Annotated in this window: 18 protein-coding genes and 1 pseudogene; 14 read left to right on the top strand and 5 right to left on the bottom strand. The window is 74.1% G+C overall.

The annotated features are described in order from the left end of the window. Positions 1 to 19: 19 nt before the first annotated feature. From ABD143_RS10065 to ABD143_RS10035, 7 genes are all read left to right on the top strand, one after another. Positions 20 to 1,033, top strand: a complete 1,014-nt coding sequence (locus ABD143_RS10065) for a Gfo/Idh/MocA family oxidoreductase (protein WP_343974739.1) — start codon at positions 20 to 22, stop codon at positions 1,031 to 1,033. A 2-nt stretch (positions 1,034 to 1,035) separates the two neighbouring features. Further along, positions 1,036 to 1,905, top strand: coding sequence for a sugar phosphate isomerase/epimerase family protein (locus tag ABD143_RS10060; protein ID WP_343974736.1), 870 nt, complete (start codon positions 1,036 to 1,038; stop codon positions 1,903 to 1,905). After that, positions 1,902 to 2,942, top strand: a complete 1,041-nt coding sequence (locus tag ABD143_RS10055; protein WP_343974733.1) for a Gfo/Idh/MocA family protein — start codon at positions 1,902 to 1,904, stop codon at positions 2,940 to 2,942. The genes ABD143_RS10060 and ABD143_RS10055 overlap by 4 nt, the downstream gene beginning before the upstream one ends. Next, on the top strand, positions 2,939 to 3,829 hold the full coding sequence (locus ABD143_RS10050) for a sugar phosphate isomerase/epimerase family protein (RefSeq protein WP_343974730.1): 891 nt from the start codon (positions 2,939 to 2,941) through the stop codon (positions 3,827 to 3,829). The genes ABD143_RS10055 and ABD143_RS10050 overlap by 4 nt, the downstream gene beginning before the upstream one ends. Continuing rightward, a complete protein-coding gene (locus ABD143_RS10045) occupies positions 3,826 to 5,004 on the top strand; it encodes a phytanoyl-CoA dioxygenase family protein (protein ID WP_343974727.1) in 1,179 nt (392 codons plus the stop codon). The genes ABD143_RS10050 and ABD143_RS10045 overlap by 4 nt, the downstream gene beginning before the upstream one ends. Before the next feature lie 21 nt (positions 5,005 to 5,025). Next, complete coding sequence (locus ABD143_RS10040) at positions 5,026 to 6,030, top strand: Gfo/Idh/MocA family protein (RefSeq protein ID WP_343974724.1); 1,005 nt, start codon at positions 5,026 to 5,028, stop codon at positions 6,028 to 6,030. Positions 6,031 to 6,143: 113 nt separating this feature from the next. Next, on the top strand, positions 6,144 to 6,314 hold the full coding sequence (locus tag ABD143_RS10035; RefSeq protein WP_343974721.1) for a hypothetical protein: 171 nt from the start codon (positions 6,144 to 6,146) through the stop codon (positions 6,312 to 6,314). A 53-nt stretch (positions 6,315 to 6,367) separates the two neighbouring features. Here ABD143_RS10035 and ABD143_RS10030 read toward each other — a convergent pair whose 3' ends face one another. Then, positions 6,368 to 7,375 (bottom strand): aldo/keto reductase, encoded by a 1,008-nt coding sequence (locus ABD143_RS10030; protein WP_343974718.1) that lies wholly within the window; start codon positions 7,373 to 7,375, stop codon positions 6,368 to 6,370. Between the two features lie 129 nt (positions 7,376 to 7,504). Here ABD143_RS10030 and ABD143_RS10025 point away from each other — a divergent pair, with 129 nt between their 5' ends. Next, a complete protein-coding gene (locus tag ABD143_RS10025) occupies positions 7,505 to 8,425 on the top strand; it encodes a LysR family transcriptional regulator (protein ID WP_343974715.1) in 921 nt (306 codons plus the stop codon). A gap of 9 nt (positions 8,426 to 8,434) precedes the next feature. Here ABD143_RS10025 and ABD143_RS10020 read toward each other — a convergent pair whose 3' ends face one another. Continuing rightward, positions 8,435 to 11,581: an ATP-binding protein gene (locus ABD143_RS10020; RefSeq protein WP_343974712.1), complete on the bottom strand. Its 3,147-nt coding sequence runs from the start codon at positions 11,579 to 11,581 to the stop codon at positions 8,435 to 8,437. Positions 11,582 to 11,719: 138 nt separating this feature from the next. Here ABD143_RS10020 and ABD143_RS10015 point away from each other — a divergent pair, with 138 nt between their 5' ends. Next, entirely contained in the window at positions 11,720 to 12,574 is an 855-nt protein-coding gene (locus tag ABD143_RS10015) for a class I SAM-dependent methyltransferase (protein ID WP_343974709.1), read from the top strand. Between the two features lie 24 nt (positions 12,575 to 12,598). Here ABD143_RS10015 and ABD143_RS10010 read toward each other — a convergent pair whose 3' ends face one another. Beyond that, positions 12,599 to 13,276 carry a DUF6319 family protein gene (locus tag ABD143_RS10010; RefSeq protein WP_343977266.1) on the bottom strand — a complete coding sequence of 226 codons (678 nt, stop codon included), beginning with the start codon at positions 13,274 to 13,276 and terminating at the stop codon, positions 12,599 to 12,601. 94 nt (positions 13,277 to 13,370) lie between these two features. Beyond that, positions 13,371 to 14,345, bottom strand: a complete 975-nt coding sequence (locus ABD143_RS10005) for a sigma-70 family RNA polymerase sigma factor (protein ID WP_343974706.1) — start codon at positions 14,343 to 14,345, stop codon at positions 13,371 to 13,373. A gap of 125 nt (positions 14,346 to 14,470) precedes the next feature. On the opposite strand from ABD143_RS10005, the gene ABD143_RS10000 reads away from it, so the two are divergent. The 5 genes and pseudogenes from ABD143_RS10000 to ABD143_RS09985 all read left to right on the top strand — a co-directional run bounded on the left by ABD143_RS10000 (position 14,471) and on the right by ABD143_RS09985 (position 19,077). Then, positions 14,471 to 15,046 (top strand): dihydrofolate reductase family protein, encoded by a 576-nt coding sequence (locus tag ABD143_RS10000; protein WP_343974703.1) that lies wholly within the window; start codon positions 14,471 to 14,473, stop codon positions 15,044 to 15,046. A gap of 59 nt (positions 15,047 to 15,105) precedes the next feature. Continuing rightward, a pseudogene (locus ABD143_RS38180) lies at positions 15,106 to 15,672 on the top strand (S1 family peptidase); the annotation flags it as partial. Between the two features lie 28 nt (positions 15,673 to 15,700). After that, positions 15,701 to 16,291 (top strand): ATP-binding protein, encoded by a 591-nt coding sequence (locus ABD143_RS09995; protein ID WP_343974700.1) that lies wholly within the window; start codon positions 15,701 to 15,703, stop codon positions 16,289 to 16,291. After that, positions 16,291 to 17,964 (top strand): WD40 repeat domain-containing protein, encoded by a 1,674-nt coding sequence (locus ABD143_RS09990; protein WP_343974697.1) that lies wholly within the window; start codon positions 16,291 to 16,293, stop codon positions 17,962 to 17,964. The genes ABD143_RS09995 and ABD143_RS09990 overlap by 1 nt, the downstream gene beginning before the upstream one ends. Before the next feature lie 285 nt (positions 17,965 to 18,249). Next, positions 18,250 to 19,077, top strand: coding sequence for a SigB/SigF/SigG family RNA polymerase sigma factor (locus tag ABD143_RS09985; protein ID WP_343974694.1), 828 nt, complete (start codon positions 18,250 to 18,252; stop codon positions 19,075 to 19,077). Positions 19,078 to 19,155: 78 nt separating this feature from the next. On the opposite strand, the gene ABD143_RS09980 is transcribed toward ABD143_RS09985, so the two are convergent. Then, positions 19,156 to 20,265 carry a heavy metal translocating P-type ATPase gene (locus ABD143_RS09980; RefSeq protein WP_343974691.1) on the bottom strand — a complete coding sequence of 370 codons (1,110 nt, stop codon included), beginning with the start codon at positions 20,263 to 20,265 and terminating at the stop codon, positions 19,156 to 19,158. Positions 20,266 to 20,493 lie beyond the last annotated feature (228 nt).

Here is a 20,493-nt window from a genome sequence, read left to right as displayed (position 1 = left end):
CGACCCGGAAGGGACATCCGTGACTCTCGACGTCGGCGTCATCGGCACCGGAATGATCGGCCAGGACCACATCAGGAGACTCGCGGACGTGCTATCCGGCGCCCGAGTCGCCGCGGTGACGGACGTCGACACCGACCGGGCACGCACGGTCGCCGACGGCCTCTCGGACGTGCGCGTCCACCCCACCGGCCAGGACCTCATCGCCGACCCGGGCGTCGACGCCGTGGTGGTGACCTCATGGGGCCCGACCCACGAGCAGTACGTCCTCGCCGCGATCGCGGCGGGCAAGCAGGTCTTCTGTGAGAAGCCGCTCGCGACCACCCGGGAGGCCTGCGAACGGATCGTGGACGCCGAGGTCGCGGCCGGGCGCAGGCTTGTCATGGTCGGCTTCATGCGCCGCTACGACGAGCAGTACCGCGCCATGAAGGAGGTCGTCACGAGCGGGGAGATCGGTGCGCCGCTGCTCATGCACGCGGCGCACCGGAACCCGTCCGTGCCGGACCACTTCACCAGCGAGATGATCATCACCGACTCCACGGTGCACGACATCGACGTGGCCCGTTGGGTGCTGGGCGAGGAGATCGCGGCGGTCCGCGTGCTGAAGCCGCGGGTGAGCAGCAAGGCCCGCCCGGGGTTCAACGACCCGCTGCTGGTTCTGCTGGAGATGGGCAGCGGCGTGCTCGTCGACGTCGAGGCGTCGGTCAACGCCGGATTCGCCTACGACATCCGCGGCGAGGTCGTCGGCGAGGACGGCACGGTCGAGCTGACGGAGAGCGCCGGCGTGCTGACCAAGCAGCGGGGGCGCTGGTCGGGGCGGGTCCCGGCGACCTGGAAGGAGCGGTTCGCCCGGGCGTTCGACACCGAGTTCCAGGCCTGGGTCGACGCGGTCGCCGCGGGCGGCACCACCGGCCCCAGCGCGTGGGACGGCTACGCCGCCACCGTCGTCTGCGACACCGGGTTGGAGGCGCTGCGCACCGGCGAGCGGGTGCCCGTCGTCCTGCGTCAGCGGCCCGACCTCTACAAGGAGCAATGACCATGAAGGTCGCGGTCGACCCGTACATGCTGCGCTCGGTGCCGCTCCTGGAGCTGCCCGCGCTGGTCGCGGAGCTGGGGTACCAGCACATCGAGCTGTCCCCCCGGCCGGACTTCCTGCCGTTCTTCGTGCACCCGCGCGTGGACCGGGCGACGATCGCCGCGTTCCGACGCGAGCTCACGGGGGCCGGGGTGGATATCGCGTCGGTGCTGCCGCTCTACAAGTGGTCCGGGCCCGGTGAGGACGCCCGGAAAGCCGCAGTGCGGTACTGGCGCCGGGCCATCCAGGTCACCGTCGATCTCGGGTGCGACGTGATGAACTCCGAGTTCAACGGGCGCCCGGACCGGGCCGAGGCGAGCGAGGCGCAGTTCTGGCGCTCGATGGAGGAGCTGCTGCCGGTATTCGAACGCGAGGGCGTGCGGCTGGTGCTGGAACCGCACCCGGACGACTTCATGGAGGACGGGCGCGGCGCGGTCGACCTGATCAAGGGGATCGACAGCGACCTGGTGACCTTCCTGTACTGCGCGCCGCACACCTTCCACCAGGGCGGCGACCTGGCCGACGTGATGCGCTACGCGGGCCCCCTGCTCACGCACCTGCACATCGCCGACTCGTTCGACCACACCGGAAGCTCGGGCCTGCGCTACATCGTCAACCCGCCGGGCTCCACCGCGCGGGTCCACCAACACCTCGACATCGGGCAGGGCGAGGTCGACTGGGACCTGTTCTTCACCACGCTCGCCGACGTCGGGTTCGACGGGATCGCCACGGTATGCGTGTTCGCGTGGGAGGAGCGGGCCCGCGAGTCGCTGGTGGCCAATCGGGAGAAGGTGCAGGAGTACGTGGCCAAGTACGGGGTGGGACGCTCGTGACGCGCGGGCTGGCGGTGGGGCTCGCGGGACTGGGCCGGATGGGCCGCATCCACGCCGAGAACCTCGCGGCGCGCTGCGCGTCCGCGCACCTGGCCTGCGTCTTCGACGCCGACCCCGTGGTGGCCGCCGCGGTCGCCGAGCGGCTGGACGTCCCGTGGACCGCGTCCTACGACGGGCTGCTGGACGCGTGCGCCGCCGTCGCGGTCGCGACCAGCACCGGTTCGCACGCCGATCTCGCCGTCGCCGCCGCGGAGGCGGGGAGGCACGTGTTCTGCGAGAAGCCGATCTCGCTCGACCGGGCCGCGGCCCTCACGACCGTGCATGCGGCCGCGCGGGCTGGGATCGTGTTCCAGGTGGGATTCCACCGGCGCTTCGACCCCGACTGGGTGGCCGCGAACGAGCGGATCCAGGCCGGCGAGCTGGGCGAGGTCACGTTCTTCCGCACCTCGCTGCGGGACATGAACCCGCCCGACCCCGCGTACCTGACCGGCTCCGGCGGCTTCTTCGTCGACGTCACCGTGCACGACCTGGACGTCGCGCGCTGGATGGTCGGCGAGGTCGTCGAGGTGACCGCCCACGGTGCGGCGTCCGACCCCGCGTTCGCGGCGATCGGCGACATCGACACCGCCGTCGTCGTGCTGCGCTTCGCGGGCGGCGCGCTCGGCGTGATCGACAACAGCCGGTCGGCGCGATACGGCTACGAGTGCTCCACCGAGGTGATGGGGAGCCTGGCCACCGCGCGGATCGACGCCCCGCGCCGGCGCGGCTACGAATGGCGCACCCCCGGCCTCGCCAGCCACGACCTGCCGCGCGACTTCGAGGAGCGCTACCCGCAGGCCTACGCCGCCGAGGTGGAGGGCTTCGCCCGCTGCGTGTTGGACGGCACCGCCCCGCGCGTCACCGGCCTCGACGCGCTCGCCGCGTTCGACCTGGCCATGGCCGCCGACGTCTCGTGGCGCACGGGGCGGTCGGTCGCGCTGACCCCGCGCCCCACCGCGACGGGTGTCGTCTACGAGACCGAGGAGGTACCCGCATGACACCCGCCACGACCGGCGACCGGATCGCCGGCGCCCCCATCTCGTGGGGAGTCTGCGAGGTGCCCGGCTGGGGCTACCAGCTGCCGCCGGCGCGGGTGCTCGCCGAGATGGCCGAGGTCGGGCTCGCCGCCACGGAGCTGGGTCCCGACGGGTTCCTGCCGGGCGAGCCCGCGGCCCTCGCCGACGTGCTGTCGCGCCACCACCTGCGGGCTATCGGCGGGTTCACGCCGCTGCTCCTGCACGTGCCCGGCCATGACCCGGTGCCCGAGGTCGAGAAGCTGCTGGAGACCTACGCCGCGACAGGCTCGGACGTGCTCGTGCTGTCGGCGGTCACCGGGATGGACGGCTACGACGAGCGCCCCGACCTCGACGTGGAGGGTTGGCGCACGCTGCTCGCGAACCTGGACCGGCTCATGCTGCTCGCCGCCGAGCGCGGGGTGCGCGCCGTCCTGCACCCACACGTCGGGACGATGGTGGAGACCGGCCCCGACGTGCAGCGGGTGCTGGACGGCTCGTCGATCGCGCTGTGCCTCGACACCGGCCACCTCCTCATCGGCGGCACCGACCCGGCCGAGCTCACCCGGCAGGTCCCGGAGCGGATCGCGCACACCCACGTCAAGGACGTCGACGCCGGACTGGCCGCACAGGTGCGGTCGGGCATGCGGTCCTACACCGATGCCGTGCGCGCGGGCATGTACCGGCCGCCGGGTTCGGGCGACGTCGACTTCGAGTCGATCGTGGGCCACCTGCGCGGGCACGGGTACGACGGCTGGTACGTCCTGGAGCAGGACACGATCCTCACCGAGGAGCCGCGCGGTCCGGGCCCGGTGACGGACGTACGCGCCGGCGCGGACCACCTGCGGTCGCTGCTGGGCGGCCCGCGGTGACGGCGGCGCGCCCCGCAGCGGGCACCGGCGCCCGCCCGCTGACCGAGCGGGACTGTCGCCTGGAGGACCTGGTCGCCGTCCTCGGCGACCCGACCGAGGTCACCGACTACCCGCACGCCGACGCGGTGGCGGACGGCGTCCTCGTGTACGAGGCGGCGGCCGCGATCGACACGACGGGGCACGAACGCCGCGCGCTCGCGGCCGAGCTGGCCGGCGCGCTCGCGGACGGGCCCGGGATCGTGCTGTTCCGCGGCGCGTGGCCGGACCTCTCGGTCGTGGACCGCGCGACGGCGGCGTTCCAGGACATGATCGCCGACCAGCGCGCCGCAGGCGGCGCCGTCGGCGACCACTTCGCCCCGCCGGGCGCCAACGACCGGGTGTGGAACGCGCTGGAGAAGCTGGCCCTGCGCGCACCCGACGTGTTCGTGGACTACTACGCGAACGACGTCCTCGCGCTGATCGCGACCGCCTGGCTCGGCCCGGGCTACCAGGTGACCTCGCAGGTCAACGTGGTGAACCCGGGCGGGGCCGCGCAGGTTGGGCACCGCGACTACCACCTCGGGTTCCTGCCGGCCGCCCGCATCGAGCAGTACCCGGCGCACGTGCACCGGCTCTCCCCCGTGCTCACGCTGCAGGGCGCCGTCGCCCACGGCGACATGCCTCTGGAGAGCGGCCCGACGCTGTACCTGCCGCACTCGCAGAAGTACCTGCCCGGCTACCTCGCGACGGGCCGGCCGGAGTTCCGGGAGTTTTTCGAGAACAACCACGTCCAGCTGCCCCTGCGCACCGGTGACGCCGCGTTCTTCAACCCGGCGGTGATCCACGCCGCCGGGCACAACCGCTCGGCGGGCATCCGGCGCACGGCCAACCTCTTGCAGGTGTCGTCGGCGTTCGGCCGGGCGATGGAGAGCGTCGACCGCGAGCGGATGTGCGCTGCGCTGTACCCGGCGCTGCAGGCCAGGGCAGCCGCCGGGGCCGACGTCGGCGCCGCCGTGGCCGCCGCGGCCGACGGCTACGCGTTCCCGACCGATCTCGACCGCGACCCGCCCGTCGGCGGGCTCGCCCCGCCCACCCAGGCCGACCTCGTGCACCGGGCGCTGGCCGAGGGGTGGGACCACCCGACGTTCCGGGCGGAGCTCGCGGCGCAGGCAGCGCGCAGGCGGTCACGGGACTGAGTTCTCAGGAAAGGGAGCACCGTGCGTCTCGGTCTCATCGGGCTCGGGCGGATCGGATCCTTCCACGCGCGGACCCTCACCGACCTGCCCGCCGTCGACTCCCTCGTCGTGACCGACGCCCTCCCCGCGGTGACCGCGGAGGTGGCCGGGCGCGTCGGGGCGGAGGCCGTCGACTCATCCGCGGAGCTGCTCGCGGCCGGGGTTGACGGGGTGCTGATCGCGGCGGCGACGAAGGCGCACCCCGCGCTGCTGCTCGCCGCGGTCGACGCCGGGCTGCCGGTGTTCTGCGAGAAGCCGGTGGCCCGCGCGGTCGGCGATGCGGTGGCGGTGGCCGAGCGCGCGCGGGACAGTGGTGTGCCGGTGCAGATCGGGTATCCGCGCCGCTTCGACCCCGTGTTCCGCGCCGCCCGCGCGGCGGTCGCGAGCGGGGAGCTGGGGTGGCTGCACACCGTGCGGTCCACGACACTCGATCCGGCACCGCCACCGGCGGCCTACGTCGCCGGCTCCGGAGGGATCTTCCGGGACTGCACGGTGCACGACATCGACACCGTGAGGTGGGTGACCGGCCGCGAGGTCGTCGAGGTCTACGCCACCGGGTCGTCCCGCGGGGACGCGTTCATCGCCGAAGCCGGTGACCTCGCCACGGCAGCCGTCGTGCTTACCCTCGACGACGACACCGTCGCCCTCGTCTCGAACAGCCGCTACAACCCGCGCGGCTACGACGTGCGGCTGGAGCTGCACGGCTCCGCCGACAGCGTGGTCGCAGGTCTCGACGACGGGCTGCCGCTGCGCTCGCTGGAGCCCGGGGCGGCTTTCCCGGCCGGGCCACCGCACCGGTCCTTCATGGACCGGCTCGCGGTGGCCTTCCGGGCGGAGCTCGCGGCGTTCACCGAGGTGGTGGCGGGGACGCGACCCTCGCCGTGCACCATCGCCGAGGCGCTCGAGGTGGCCTGGGTGGCCGAGGCAGCCACCCGGTCGCTGCACGTGCACCGCCCGGTGCGGCTCGACGAGCTGCGTTCCCTGTGACCTGCCGCGGAACCCGCCCTCCGGTGGTAACGCCGTCACCATAGATCGCGTTACACGACTGGACACCGGCCACAGCCGTGTGCCCAGGTACGGATGGAGAGGAACCCTCCCTGATGTTGGACCAGACCCGCACAGATCTGCGGCGGCTGGAGGACGCGTACATCGAGGCGGTGAACTCCGCCATCGGCGAGGGCCGTGAGGACCTCGTCGAGGAACTGGTCGCGTCCTACCCCGATGCCGCGCTGCGCCTGCTCACGACCGACGAGCACCGGCGCGCGGCCTAGGAGGATCCCTAGCCCTGACCACCACGGCGCCGCGCCGTGGTGGTCAGGCCCGCTCAGCCGCGTTCCGGCCGGACCGGGCCTTGCCCCGCCCCGGTGGAGGCGATCGCGGCCGCGATCTCGTCCATGTCGGCGTCCGTGAGCACCAGGTCCGCGGCGGCGACCCAGCCGTCGACCTGTTCAGGGCTGCGCGCACCCACGATCGCGCCGGTGACGCCGGGCCAGGCGAGCGTCCAGGCGACGGCGACCGCGGCGACCGAGATGGCGTGCCGCGCCGCGACCGGTGCGAGAGCAGCGGCCAGCGCGAGGTTCCGGTCGAGCCGCGATGTGAACTCCGGGGCCGTCCGGCGCCAGTCGTCCGAAGGCAGCGCCGCGACCCGCTCGGCGGAGAACGCTCCGGTGAGCAGCCCGGACTGCATCGGCGAGTAGACGATCACCCCGGTCCCGTTGCCGTCGCACCAGGCCAGCTCCTCGGCGGCCGAGCGGTTGATCGCGGAGAACGGCGGCTGCAGCGAGTCGACGTGGCCGACCTTCTCGGCGGCGGTCAACTGGTCGACATCGTGGTTGGACAGCCCGATCGCCCGGACCTTGCCCTCCGCGCGGAGGTCGACCATGGTCTGCCAGTACTCGTCGAGCGGCGTGCCGTCCTCGGCGGGCCAGTGCACCTGGTAGAGGTCGATGCGATCCACGCCCAGGCGGCGCAGCGACCCCTCGACCTCCTCGCGCACGCCCGCCGGCGCCATCACGCGCCGCGGCCGCACGGTCCGGTCGGCCGCGTCCCAGACCAACCCGCACTTGGTGAACACGTACGGACGTTCCGCCGCGGGGAGCTCCCGCAGTGCCCGGCCCACCACCTCCTCGGAATGACCGAGGCCGTAGACGGCGGCGGTGTCGACCCAGTTCACCCCCCGCTCCACCGCGTGGTGGATCGCCGCCACCGACGCGTCGTCGTCCTGCGGGCCCCACGCGAACGACCAGTCGCCGCCGCCGATGGCCCACGCGCCGAACCCGGCCCTCGTGAGCTCCATCCCGGTGGTGCCCAGCGGTGTGGTCGTGAGTGACACGGTCTCTCCTCGTCAGTTCGAGATCGTCCTGTCGCCCGACAGAACTGCCTGCCTTCCCATCGTCAAGTGGCGCGAGCGATGTGTCCAACAGATGAAAGCGCACGCTGTGAGCGCGTAGGCTTCTCAATCGTGGAGTTGCGTCAGCTCGAGTACTTCGTGGCCGTGGCCGAGGAGCGGCACTTCACCCGGGCCGCACGCCGGATGCTCGTGTCGCAGTCCGGGCTCTCGGCCTCGATACGCGCGCTCGAGCGCGAGCTCGGCGCCCCCTTGTTCGTCCGTTCGACCCGGCACGTCGAGCTCACGGAGGTCGGCCGGGCGGTGCTGGCCGACGCCCGGCGCGCGCTGGCCGGAGCCGCGGCGACCAGGGACACGGCGGCGGCGGTCCGAGGCCTGCTGCGGGGCACGCTCCTGGTGGGCGCCGAGCAGTGCATCGCCGGTGTGGACGTCCCGGCTGTGCTCGCGGGGTTCCGCGCCGCGCACCCCGGCGTCGCGGTCCGGCTACGTCACGAGGGATCGGCCGCGCTCATCGAACAGGTCGCGGCGAGCACGGTCGATGCCGCGTTCGTCGCCGTGACGGGCCCGGTCCCGGAGGGCGTCCGGGTGTTCCCGATCACCCGCGAGCCGATGGTCCTGCTCTGCCATCCGAGCCACCCGCTCACTGCCGCGGCGGATCTCAGCTGGGCGAGCCTGTCGCGGGCGACGTTCGTCGACTTCCCTCCGGACTGGAGCATCCGCGTGCTCAACGACCGCGCCTTCGCCGTCACCGGGCACAGCCGCGAGGTCGGGCTGGAGGTCAACGACGTGCACAGCCTCCTGGACCTCGTGCACCACGGGCTCGGCGTCGCGTCGGTCCCTCGCCCGATCGCGGCGAAGGACAAGGCCGCGGGCCTGTGCGTGCGCGACCTGCCCGCCGGTGCCCCGATGCACTGGCAGGCCGCGCTCGCCGTCGGCGACGAGGATCGGGCCAGTCCGGCCGCGTCCGAGCTGTGCCGGACGGTCACGGCCGAGGTGATCGCTCGGGTCACGCCGGCCATGGCGCCCGCCAGGTGATGCGGGCGATCAGCCCTTGCCCGGAGCCAGCGCCCAGGTGAGCGGTTCGACCGGCCGGTAGCAGCAATGTGTGCCGGTGCGGACCGAGCGGTCGAGGTGGGCCCCCAGCTCGGGATGGACGAGCCGGACCCGGCGGATGGCGTCCCGGACCCGCGCGGTGACCGCCTTGCGGGCGCGCTCGGTGGTGCTCGAGCCGAGCGCGCGGGTGCGCCCGGCGAGCCCCGCGGCGCGACGCAGCTCGGCGAGCAGCGCGGTCCGCTGCGCGTCGAGGTGCTGGACGCGGCCGAGGTCGTGGTCGTCGCGGGCGGCCTCCAGGTCCTGGTCGATCTCGCTGAGCCTGCGGCGGTACGCGGCTCGGGCGGTCGGGTCGAGTTGGTCACCGCCGGCGTGGTCCGTCGTGGCGGCCGCGGCCAGTTCGAGCACGTGCACGTCGGTTCCCGGCCGGGCGAGGAGCACGGCGAGGTCGGCAAGACCCTTGATGGCGGGAAGGTGCGCGGTCGTGCCGCGGTGCCGGATCCGCCACAGCTCACCGTCGCGGCGCAGCTCGGCGACGGCCGGACCGGCCGGCGCCGGGGAGACGGGGCCGGCCTGCCCGGCGGTGAGCGCGGTCAGCTCCACCCTGGTCTCGGCCTCCCACGGGCGGGCACCGAGCCGCTGGTGCACGGCGAGGGCCTCGCTCAGCCAGCGCTCGGCGTCGGCCTTGCGGCCGAGCGCGGCGGCGAGCATCCCCGCCCAGTGGGCGTTGCTGCCCATGAAACAGACGAGTGCCCCGTTGACGCCGCAGCTGCCGGTCACGGGTTCGAGCTCCGCGAGCAGCTGGGCGCACACGGTGTCATCGCGCAGGCCGATGGCCGCGGTGGTCATCGCGCCGACGAAGACCGACCAGAGGTAGGACCGGTCGGTACGCCAGGTGTCGAGTGCGACAACCGTGTCGAGGGCGCGGCGAGCGGCATCGAGATCGGCGTCGTCGCCTGCCATCACGAGGAGCCCGGCGGCCACCGCGTTGGCGTGCGACGGCACGCCGACCCACCACCGCACCGCGTCGGCGGCGGTGGCGCGCAGCATCGCGGGCTCGCGGCGGGCCCGCACCAGGCCGAGCAGCTGCGACATGCGCACGTTGCCTGCGTCGGGCTCGGCGATCCGCTCGCCGAGCGCGCTCGCACCGTCGATGAGGGTCTCGGCGTCGTCCAGCCTGCCGTCGATCAGGGCGAGCGCACCGCGGCGGGTCGCCGCCAGGTAGTCGTGGTGGGGCTGGCGGAGCTGCTCGGCCGCGTGCAGGTACCTGGCCAGCACGGACCGAAACGTGGCCGAGCCCTCCTCGAGCAGCGCGTTCGCGGTGAGCAGCAGACCCTCGGCGTGCCGCTCGGGGTCCGCGGCGCGTTCGGCGAGCTGCGTGATCTCCCGGGCGATGTCGACCCGCTGCGCTGCCAGGCCCGGCGTCCACAGCACGTCGTGTTGTGCGAGCAGGCAGGCGTTGAGGGTCTCCGGGTCGTCGAGCCTGCGGGCAAGCGCGATGGCCTGCTCCGACAGCGGCCGCGCCCGGGCCCGGTGCTCGGGCACGGAGTGGTGCAGCTCGCGCGCCAGGCTGGCGGTGAGCTGGGCCTCCAGCGCGGTGCCAGTACCGTGCAGCGCGGCGAGCGCCTCCTCCAGCGCATCGACGACGGCGTCGCGGGGCATCGCGAACCGCGAGCCGAGCCGTTGCACGCCCAGCGCCACCCGGCCCAGCCGCTGGCCGTCGCCGACCGCGGTGGCGCGTTGCCGCGCGTCGTCCAGCAGCGCGCGGGCGCGGGTGGGGTCCCCTGCCCTGGCGTGCGCGTCCGCCTCCTCGACGAGCAGGTCGACCAGTACCGCGCCGCCGTCGCCGGCCCCGGAGTCCTCCACCGCGTGCCGGGCGCGGGCGAGGTGCGCGGCCGCCTCGCCGAAGGCCAGCCTGCGGCGTTCGGCCTCGGCCGCCGCCCGGGCCCACCGGATCGCTCGCGCCCCGCCCTCGACGGGCGTCGCCGCGGCGCAGTGCCGGGCCAGGTCGGCCGCCAGCACGGCGGCGCCGCGCTCGTGCCGGTGTTCGAGGGCGTCCGCGATGCGCTGGTGCAGCGCGAGCCGGCGCGCGACCGGGATCCCGGCGGCGAGGGTCTCCCGGAACAGGTCGTGCGCGATCCGGGTGCGCGCCGGCTCGCCGTCACGCACGAGGACACCCGCTGCCACCCCTTCCTCGCACAGCGCCGCCACGGTGGCCGGGTCGAGGCCGCAGACCTCACCGAGCACGTCGGGCAGCAGGTCGTTGCCCGCCACCGCGGCCGTCTCGACCATGGTCACGGCCGCCGAGGACAGCCGCGCCGTGCGCCGCGCCACCACCTCGCGCACCGCTGCCGGGACCTCGCCCGCCGACCGCGCGGGATCCCCGAGCAGCTCGGCGAGCTGCCGGGCCAGGAACGGATGCCCACCGGTGCGGCTGTGCACCTCGTCGGCCCATCGCTGCGCCCCCGGGCCGTCGAGGGTGGCGGCGACCAGCTCGAACACCTCGTCCCGGGACAGTCCCCGGAGCGCCACCGACTCGCCGTGCGCAGCGAGCTCGTCCAGCACCCCGGCCGCGGTGTCGTCGAGCTCGTCGTCCCGGTAGGCGCCGATGACCACGAGCGGGACCGGGCGGTAGGGCCGCACGAGGAACCGCAGCAACGCCAGCGACGACGCGTCGGCCCATTGCAGGTCGTCCAGCACGACGATCGCGGGGGCCTGCCGCACCAGTCCCTCCAGGACCCGGGCGACCGCGTCGAACAGCCGCAACCGCGCCGCGTCCGAGTCGGGTTGCTCGTCCGCCCGCCCCCCTGCGCCTGCCGGCGCCAGCTCGGGGAGCACGCGGGCAAGCTCCGCGGCGTCGGCGGGGGCGAGCGCCGCGAGACCTGATCCGGCGGGATCGAGCGCCGTCACGAGGCCGCGGAGCGCCACCGTCCATGGCCACAGCGCCGGGGTGCGCTCCGCGTCGGCGCACGTCCCCCAGCCCACGGGCAGCCCGGTGCGCAGCACCGCCTCGCCGATCAGCGTGGTCTTGCCGATGCCGGCGGGGCCGCTGACCAGGGCCAGCCGCGCCCTGCCCCGCGCCGCGTCGTCGACGACCGCGAGCACGCGCGACAGCTGGCGGGCCCGCCCGACGAACGCCATGCGCGAGATTGTGCCTCGCTCCGCCAAGGCCGGACACGGCGAGAAACGGCGCCCGCAAACCGCGCGGCGGTTTCTGGCGGGTGCGTCCCGGGATCTGGCGCCTCCTGGTCAACACAGCCGACCGCCTTGGAGGCCGCCATGACCGTCACCTTCGACCCCACCCGCTACAAGGACACCACCCGATCCCAGTGGGAGGACGCCGCGGGCGCCTGGCACACCTGGGGCCCGACGCTGGAGGCCTGGCTCGGCGAGGCGACGGCGCTGATGCTGGATGCGGCCGGCGTCCGGACCGGAAGCGCGGTGCTCGACGTCGCGGCCGGCGCAGGCGGCCAAACCCTGGCCGCCGCGCGCCGGGTGGGCCCGGACGGCGAGGTCCTCGCCACCGACATCTCCCCCACGATCCTCGCCCACGCCGCGGCCGACGCCGCTGCCGCGGGCCTCACCAACGTGCGGACCAGAGAGCTCGACGGCGAGCGGCTCGACGTCGACGCGGGCGCGTTCGACGCCGTGATCTCGCGGCTCGGGCTGATCTACTTCCCCGACCAGGCAGGCGCGCTCGCCGGCCAGTACCGCGCGCTGCGGCCCGGGGGGAGGGTCGGGGCGATCGTCTACTCGACCGCCGAGCGCAACGCGTTCTTCGCCGTACCCGTGTCGATCATCAGGAGGCGCGCGAACCTGCCGGCGCCCGCGGCCGGACAGCCGGGCCCGTTCAGCCTCGGCGGCCCCGGGGCGCTCGCCGACCTCCTGCGCCGTACCGGGTTCCGCGACGTCGAGACGCAGACGGTGGCCGCCCCGTTGCAGATGCCCACCGCCGCGGAATGCGTGCGGTTCGAGCGCGAGTCCTTCGGCGCGCTGCACCAGATGCTCGCCGGCCTCGCGCCTGCCGAGCGGGAGGTCGCCTGGCAGGAGATCGGTACCGAGATGCGGCGCTTCGAGGGCCCGTCGGGCTTCACGGGGCCGTGCGAGCTGATCGTGGCGTCGGGGGTCAAGTGACCCGGGTCGAAGGGTTCGGCGGGATCAGCCGCTCAGCTCCTGCAACGCGCGCTGGGCGGCGTCGAGCTCGGCGCGGAGCCGCTCCACCCGTTCGACCTGGCGGTGGCGCGCGGCCTCCAGCGACGACTCGATCGCCTCCGCGACCGGGGACGGCAATGACCGGGCGGCCTTGGCGACGTCGCCCGCCTGCACCGGCGTGGGCCGCACGACGCGCTTCTTGCCGATCATGACCTCGACGGTCCACTCCCCGTCGGTCGTGGCGTTCAGCGTGACGGTCACCTCGGCCGGTCGCGCCGCCGGACGGGCGCCGCCGGACCGCGGGCGGTCCGGCGCCTTCTCCGGAAGCGGCGGCGGTTTCGGGGGCGCGGACTTCTCCGGCAGCGGCGCGGGCGGCCGCGGTGCACTCTCGGCAGGCGCGACCGGCCCCGGGGCCGGGTCGGGCTGCTTCTTGGCCTGCTTTCGCGGTGGGCGCGTCCTGGTGAGCTCGCTCGGCGAGCAGAACAGCGCGTCGCGCGAACCCGCGGGCCGGACCTGGATGAAGTCGCCCTCGGCCACGTCGTCGATCGAGACCACTCTGGCCGATCCGTTGGCCGGGACGCCCACCGCCGCCGGGGTGAACCACACCGTGAACGGCCTGCCGGCTGCGAGCTCCGCGCGCGCTGCCACCAGGTCCTCCTCCGACAGCGCAACCGGCGCGACCATCGTCGACAACCCCTCTCCTCGATCGAGTCGGTGCATTGTGCCCGTGCCCACCGACAGAACCGACGGCCCGTGCCCGACTGTCGTGCCGGGCCGGTCAGCGCCCCCTTTGGAGGACGAGGGCGATGTCGAAGGCGGCGAACACCTGGGGGTCCTGGAACACGACGTTGTGCGCGATCCCCCGCCGGGTCACGGTCAGCACCTGCACCGTGTGCAGGCGCAGGACGCCCCGGTCGTCGGGGCAGTAGGCCGCGACGGCGGGCTGACCGTTCGCCGCGATCGGAACCATCCGCCAGCCGGTGCCGCGCATCGCGAACACGCGGGCGATGAAACGCCCGTAGTCGACGCGGCCGGCGTACCAGAGCGGGACGGGCGGCATCTCGAGCACGGCGTCGTCGGTGAGGAGCGTGATCAGCGTGTCCACGTCGGCGGCTTCGAACGCGCGGACGTAGCGGTCGACCTGATCGCGGACGGCCGGGTCGTCGGGGTCGCGCAGCGTGTCCTCCCGCGGCGCGGCCCCCGCGACGGCGGCCCGCGCGCGTTGCAACGCGCTGTTGACCGCCGCCACCGACGTGCCCAGCTGCGCCGCGACCTCCGCCGCGCTGAACTCCAGCACGTCCCGCAGCACGAGCACGGCCCGCTGCCGTGGCGGCAGCAGCTGCATGGCCGCGACCAGCGCGAGCCGCACGCCGTCGCGCTCGACCGCCCGCGCCAGCGGGTCCCCCCGGAGCAGGTGGCGGTCGGGAAGCGGCTGCAGCCATGGGACCGCGAGATCCGGCACGAGCGGGGCGTGCGGGTCGTCGCTCGCCGTGCCGAGACCGGACGGCAGGGCTCGCCGCGCGCGGCCCTCCAGGGCGGTCAGGCACACGTTGGTGGCGATCCGGTAGAGCCAGGTGCGCAACGAGGCGCGCTGCTCGTCGTAGCGGTCACGAGCCTTCCAGGCCCGGATCAACGTCTCCTGGGCCAGGTCCTCCGCCTCGTGCACCGACCCCAGCATCCGGTAGCAGTGCACGACCAGCTCACGGCGGAACGGGGCGGTCGCGGCATCGAAGTCCGACCCGATGACCGTCACGTTCGCTCCCCGTTCGCTCGGATCTCCGACGATATCCGCGGCCGCCGATGAGTCCGGCCGCGCCCGCCGGTACGTACCTCCGACCGCACTACCGGAGGGCCGCGAGGCGGCCGGGGAGGACCACCATGAACCGCGTCATCGTCATCGAGTTCATCACGCTGGACGGCGTCGTCGAGGACCCGGACGGCTCGGCCGGGACAGCCGGCGGTGGCTGGGCGTTCCGCTACGGCCCCGAGGCCGTGGCCGGCGACAAGTTCAAGCTCGGCCCCCGCCTCGACTCGGGCGCGCTGCTCCTGGGCCGCGGTACGTGGCAGCTCTTCTCGCGGCTCTGGCCGGGCCGCTCGGACGAGTTCTCGACGAAGATGAACAAGGCGCCGAAGTGGGTCGTGTCCCGCACGCTCACCGACGTCGCCGCCTGGAGCGGCTCCGCGCTGGTCACCGGTGAGCTGGGCGACGCCGTGGCGCGGCTGCGGCGGGACCGGGACGTCATCGTCATCGGCAGCACGAGCGTCGTGCACACGCTGATGGAGCAGGACCTCGTCGACGAGTACCGCCTGCTGGTCTTCCCGACAGTGCTCGGCGCCGGCCGCCGGCTGTTCACGAGCCCCGCCGGGACGGGCGACCTCCGACTGGTCTCGGCGGAGCAGAGCGGCGCCGCGGCGCTTCTGCGCTACGAGGTGCCCGAGCGCGTGCGCCTCTGAACTTCCAGCCCCGCGCAGGCCGTCCTCGCCCGGCTGGTCCGCCGGGCACCTGATCGGCAATGATGCACCGGTCGCGCGGCGGGGGTTCGCGGCGCTGGGGGGAGCTCGTGGTCGCTGCTGATGGCGCAGCCGTGTTCGCGGGCGCCGTCGTCCGCCTCCGGGGCGGCGACGAGGTGGTCGGCGGCGGCTTCCTGGTGGGTTCCGGCCTCGTCGCGACCTGCGCGCACGTGGTCGCCGACGCGCTCGGCGCGGACCCCTACTCCCCCGACCCGCCGCACGGTCCGGTGCGGCTCGACTTCCCCCTCGCGCCCGACGGCGCGAACCCGCCCGCTCTCCTGTACGCCGTGGTGACGCAGTGGTCGCCCATCGCGGACGACGGCACCGGCGACATGGCGCTGCTGCAGCTCACCGGGCCGCCGCCGCCCGACGCCCGGGTGCCGGCGCTGCGGCGCGTCGACCGGCTGTGGGACCACGGGTTCCGGGTGCTCGGCTTCCCCACGGACCGGCCCGACGGCGTCTGGTCCAGTGGCCTGATCAGGGGCGAGCAGAGCACCCGGTGGTTCCAGCTGCAGAGCACTCCCGGCGAGCAGCGCATCGAGGGCGGTTTCAGCGGATCCCCGGTGTGGGACGGCGCAGAGCGGCGCTGTGGTCGGCATGACCGTCGCCGCCGACCGGGGCGACACCACCACCGCCTACCTCATCCCGATCGACCAGGTCCTCGGGCTCGATCCCGCGCTCCTGCCGTGCCCGTACCGGGGCCTGCGCCCCTTCGAGGAGGAGCACGCCGGCGCCTTCTTCGGCCGCGAGGCGGAGATCGACAAGCTGGTCGACGCCGTCGGGCGGATGGCGGTGGTCGCTGTCGCCGGGCCCTCCGGCGCCGGGAAGTCCTCGCTGGTCCGCGCCGGGCTGCTGCCCCGGTTGCGTGCGGCCGGCACACCCGTCGTCGACGTGCGGGCGCAGCCGGGCGCCGACCTCGCCGCCGACCTCGCCACCGAGCTGGGCGCCGTGCCCGCGCCCGGCTCCGTGGTGGTGATCGACCAGTTCGAGGAGCTCGCCGCGGTCGACCCCGCCGGCGCGCGGCGCGCGCTCGAGCAGGTCGTGCGGCTCACCGGTACCGAGCGTGCGCGCGGTGCTCACCATGCGGTGGGCCGCGCTGGACCAGGTCGTCACACCGGAGCTGATTCCCCCGCTTCTCCCCGGACGGTGGTCGGCTGGCCTACGTCACGATCGACGGCGCCGGTGTGATGACCTTGCGGATCTGGGACGTGCGCACCGGCACCGAGGTGCCGCACGGAGTCGGGCCGCTGCCCGCCGACACCTACAGCGTCGGGCTCACGCCGGGCTCCGACCGCGTGGTGGTGCGCCGCGGCGACCCGCGTTCCCCGGAGACCCGGCTCGTGGTGCTCTCGCTCGCCGACAGCGCGGAGCTCGCCACCCTGCCCACCGGCGCCCGGACCGTGCTCGGGGGTGCGGCCGTGGCGACGTGCGAGCCAGGACAGGGAGGTCTGGGCGCGACCGACACCCTGGTCGTGACGCCGTTCGACGGCTCCGCACCACGACGGACCGCGCTCATCACCAGCTGCGACGGCACGGTCTCCGGCGCCTCGCTGTCCGGCAACGGGGGCGCGCTGGTCGAGAAAGAGGCAGGCCGGACGCTCCGGATCACCGACCTGCGCACTGGGGAGGCGTTCCACGTCACTGCGCCGGCGGAGCTGCCCTCCGTCGATCTCCCGGGGTTCAGCACCACACCGACCTTCGACGTCCTGCCCACCGCCCAGGGAGCACGGGCAGCCGTGCTGGCCGGCGGATCGGCATTGCTATGGCTGCGTGCCGACCCGCCGCCCGCTGCCGCCGGCGGGCTGAGCCCAGGAGAGCAGATCGTCGGCGTCGCGGACGACTTCCTCCTCGTCCGGACCAGGGACGGGTTCTACACCGCCGAGAATGCCACCGGGCGCCGGCTCGGCGAGCTGTCCGGCGTCACCGATCGGAACTCCCTGGCCGCGTTCGACCCGCCCGTGCTGTGGAACGCCAGGCTCGCCGCGGTCGGGTGGGACCTCACCCGCTACGAACTGCCGGCGCTGCGACCGGCGAGCCGGATCCTCCTGCCCAGCCGGGGCGGCGGCACTCCCCCCGGTGACCGCGGGCACCCACCCATGATCTCCCTGCTGCAGGAGCCGCCTGAGGACGGCGGCCGACTCATCACGATCGCCGACGGCGTGCTGACCGCATGGGATCCGGCATCCGGGTTGCCCGCCGGTACACCGGTCCCGCTCGGCACCACCGACCTCCAGATCGGGTTCCACCGGAGCTACCCGCACCTGCACCTGCACCTGCGCCCCGGTCATCCGGGCCAGGTCGGCGTGCTGACGCCCGACGAGGTGCAGATCTGGGACGTCACGCTCGGCCGGCTCGTGACCTCCGTCCCCGCCGTCGCATCGCTCGACTCACTGGACGGCCAGGGCAGCCCGATCGCGTTCGACGCGGCCGACGAGCGGCTGGCGGTGCTCGGCCGGGACGGGACGGTGCAGCTCTGGGACATCGGTGCGGCCCGGCAGGTCCGGGCGCCGATCCCGGCGCCGGGCATCACGGATCTGCTCGGGTTCGACCTCGACGGCTACCTCGTGGTGGTCGACGGCGGCAGCACCCGGGAGCGGCTGGCGTTCGTCGACCTCGACGCCGGAGCCGAGTCCGGGTCGCTGGAGGCGGACGACGCCATCCGGCCCCTCACCATCGCGCACCTCGCCGACGACCTCCGCACCGTCCGGCTGGAGGACCTGCCCGGCGGGTGGGTCTCCGACATGCCGGTGACCGCCCGGGGCTTGCGGGACAGCCTGTGCGCCGCCCTTGGCCGGCCGTTCACCACGGCTGAGCAGGCAATTCTTCCTCCGGGTGCCGACACCGCTCCGCCGTGCATATAGGAGTGTCGGACCGAGCGGAACCGACCCGTCAAGGTGAGCCGCGCAAGCAGGATTGGGCTGACCGGGCCGAGGCATCGGACGAGGCGCCACAGCACTTTGAAACCGGGCTATAAGGAATCCTCGAGGAGGTCCGGTGTTCGCCGGCTTCCACGTCACGTTCCTTCCCGGTGTGGCGAACCGGGACGCGCGACTTGGTCAGGCGATGCCGAAGTGCACCCGGGTCGGCTGCATTCACGATCGGACAGCGGGGTCCTACCGGAACCATCGAGGAAAGGGAATGGCCAGATGACTCAGACCGACCTGTGTGCGCCACCTCGGCCGTCCCGGCCGCGCGAACGCCGGCATCCTCCGGAGTACGCGCACCTCAACCCGCTGTTCGCGGAGCTGGCCGAGCTGCCCCCCGGCCACCGCCGCGCTGCTGCGCTGCGGGAGCGGCTGATCGCCGGGTACCTGCCGCTGGCCCGGCACATCGCGCGCCGTTACGTCCATCGGGGCGAACCGCTTCAGGACCTGGAGCAGGTGGCCACGATCGGGCTCATCGAGGCGGTCGACAGGTTCGACCCCCACCGCGGGCCGGACTTCCTGACCTTCGCGGTACCCACGATCAGCGGCGAGGTACGGCGGTGGTATCGGGACCGGACCTGGTTGATGCGGGTGCCGCGGCGGCTGAAGGAGCTCGACGCGGCCATCTTCGATGCCGTCGGCCGATTGAGCCAGGAGCTCGGCAGGGCGCCGCGGCCGTCCGAGATCGCCACCCGGCTCGACGTCACGGCCGAGGACGTCATCGAGGGCCTCCAGGTGCACGGGGCCTACCGGTGCCTGTCGCTCGACGAACCGGCAGGCACCGAGGCCGGGACGGACCGGGCCTCGGACTCCGTCGCAGCCCTCGGCCGGCTCGATCCCGGCGTGGCGCTCGTCGAGGACCGGGAGACGCTCCTCCCGCTGCTCGAAGCGCTCGGGGAACGGGAACGCAAGATCGTACTGCTGCGGTTCTTCGGGGAGATGACCCAGACCCAGATCGCCCGCGAGATCGGCATCTCCCAGATGCATGTGTCGCGGCTCCTGACCGCGACCCTCAGGAGCCTCAGGCGGGCGATGACCGCTGAGGCCTGAACTCGTCCGAGGGCTCTGGTGAGCCATCCCGACCGCGTCGTCGCGGTCGGGAATCACGCGGTCCCGTCCGGCGACCTGTCACAGGTGTCGCCTCGACTCGAGGCGCCGGAACGAGAGGTACCGGGTGGGCAGGCTGCGGTCAGTGTGCGGACCTGCTGTGCTGGCGGGCGCGGTGATCGCCGGGCTGCTGGTGCTGGCCGACACCGGGGCGTACGCGCGGCTCGGCGTGAGCGTGGCGTCGCCGGCGACGGCGGTCGCGTCGCCCACCAGGTCCGGCCGGCCCACGAGGACCTCTCGGCCGTCGACGATGGCCCGGATCCCGCGGCGGGGTAGCACCTCGAAGTCCGTGCAGGGTGGGCGCGCATCGCCCCGCTCGGCGGCTGCACCGACGACGGCTGCTGCGATCGGGTGCTCGGAGGCATTCTCGGCGGCGGCAGCGAGGATGAGCAGCTCGTCCTCGGTCATTCCAGCGCCGGCGACCACGCCGGTCACCTGCATCCGGCCGGTGGTGAGGGTGCCGGTCTTGTCCAGCACGACGGTGTCCGCGGCGTGCACGGCCTCCAGGGCCCGGAAGCCGGTCACGAAGATCCCCAGCTCGGCGCCGCGCCCGCTGGCGACCATGATCGCGGTCGGGGTGGCGAGTCCGAGGGCGCACGGGCAGGCGATCACCAGCACCGCGACGGCCCGGATGACGGCGTCCCCGGTGTTCGCCCCGGTGACCAGCCACCCGGCGAGGGTGACCGCGGCGAGCATGAGCACGGCCGGGACGAACACGGCGGAGACGCGGTCGACCAGGCGCTGCGCGGAGGACTTGCCGGTCTGGGCGTCCTGCACCGCGTGCAGCATCCGGGACAGCCTCGTCCGCTCGCCGACCTGGTCGGCGCGCACGGTGAGGGTCCCGCCGACGGCGATCGTGCCACCGGTCACCTGGTCCCCGGCTCCGATCTCGAGCGGCACCGGCTCGCCGGTCATCGCGCTCGTGTCGACTGCGGCGAGCCCGGCGACGACTGTGCCGTCGGTGGCGATCCGCTCGCCGGGCCGCACGACGAACCGGTCGCCGACGCGCAGGTGCGCCACGGGTACCCGTTGCTCGGTCTGCCGGCCTGTAGGGCCGCGCAGCACCGAGACCTCGTCCGGTCGCAACCGGCCCAGCGCGTGGATCGCGCCGCCCGCGGCGCGCCGCGACACGAGGCTTCTGCGGGGTCGGCTGCGGTGTCCTCGGGCGCACGCCTCGAGTCGGTCGTCATATCGAAGGAGTCGGCACGGGACGCCGCGCGGGTCCCGCCGAAGGGGGCGAGCGCGCTGCTCGGGTCGTCAGCCGATCGATCGCAACCTGGTGCCGGCCAGAACGCCGGGCAGCGTCCGCGTCTGCCAGACGATCGGTAAGCCGATTGACGGCCTGCCAGAACCGATGGA

The sequence above is a fragment of the Pseudonocardia aurantiaca genome (assembly GCF_039526725.1).
Taxonomy (GTDB): Bacteria; Actinomycetota; Actinomycetes; order Mycobacteriales; family Pseudonocardiaceae; genus Pseudonocardia; species Pseudonocardia aurantiaca.
Note: the sequence above shows the minus strand (reverse complement) of the source record. Positions and strands in the feature narration are given on the sequence as shown.

What these genes read in the sequence shown, in the direction of transcription:
- ABD143_RS10060 (WP_343974736.1), top strand. Translation starts at nt 1,036, where the DNA reads ATGAAGGTCGCGGTCGACCCGTACATGCTGCGCTCGGTGCCGCTCCTG.
- ABD143_RS10050 (WP_343974730.1), top strand. Translation starts at nt 2,939, where the DNA reads ATGACACCCGCCACGACCGGCGACCGGATCGCCGGCGCCCCCATCTCG.
- ABD143_RS10035 (WP_343974721.1), top strand. Translation starts at nt 6,144, where the DNA reads ATGTTGGACCAGACCCGCACAGATCTGCGGCGGCTGGAGGACGCGTAC.
- ABD143_RS10020 (WP_343974712.1), bottom strand. Translation starts at nt 11,581, where the DNA reads ATGGCGTTCGTCGGGCGGGCCCGCCAGCTGTCGCGCGTGCTCGCGGTC.
- ABD143_RS10015 (WP_343974709.1), top strand. Translation starts at nt 11,720, where the DNA reads ATGACCGTCACCTTCGACCCCACCCGCTACAAGGACACCACCCGATCC.
- ABD143_RS10010 (WP_343977266.1), bottom strand. Translation starts at nt 13,276, where the DNA reads ATGGTCGCGCCGGTTGCGCTGTCGGAGGAGGACCTGGTGGCAGCGCGC.
- ABD143_RS10000 (WP_343974703.1), top strand. Translation starts at nt 14,471, where the DNA reads ATGAACCGCGTCATCGTCATCGAGTTCATCACGCTGGACGGCGTCGTC.
- ABD143_RS09995 (WP_343974700.1), top strand. Translation starts at nt 15,701, where the DNA reads ATGACCGTCGCCGCCGACCGGGGCGACACCACCACCGCCTACCTCATC.
- ABD143_RS09990 (WP_343974697.1), top strand. Translation starts at nt 16,291, where the DNA reads ATGACCTTGCGGATCTGGGACGTGCGCACCGGCACCGAGGTGCCGCAC.
- ABD143_RS09985 (WP_343974694.1), top strand. Translation starts at nt 18,250, where the DNA reads ATGACTCAGACCGACCTGTGTGCGCCACCTCGGCCGTCCCGGCCGCGC.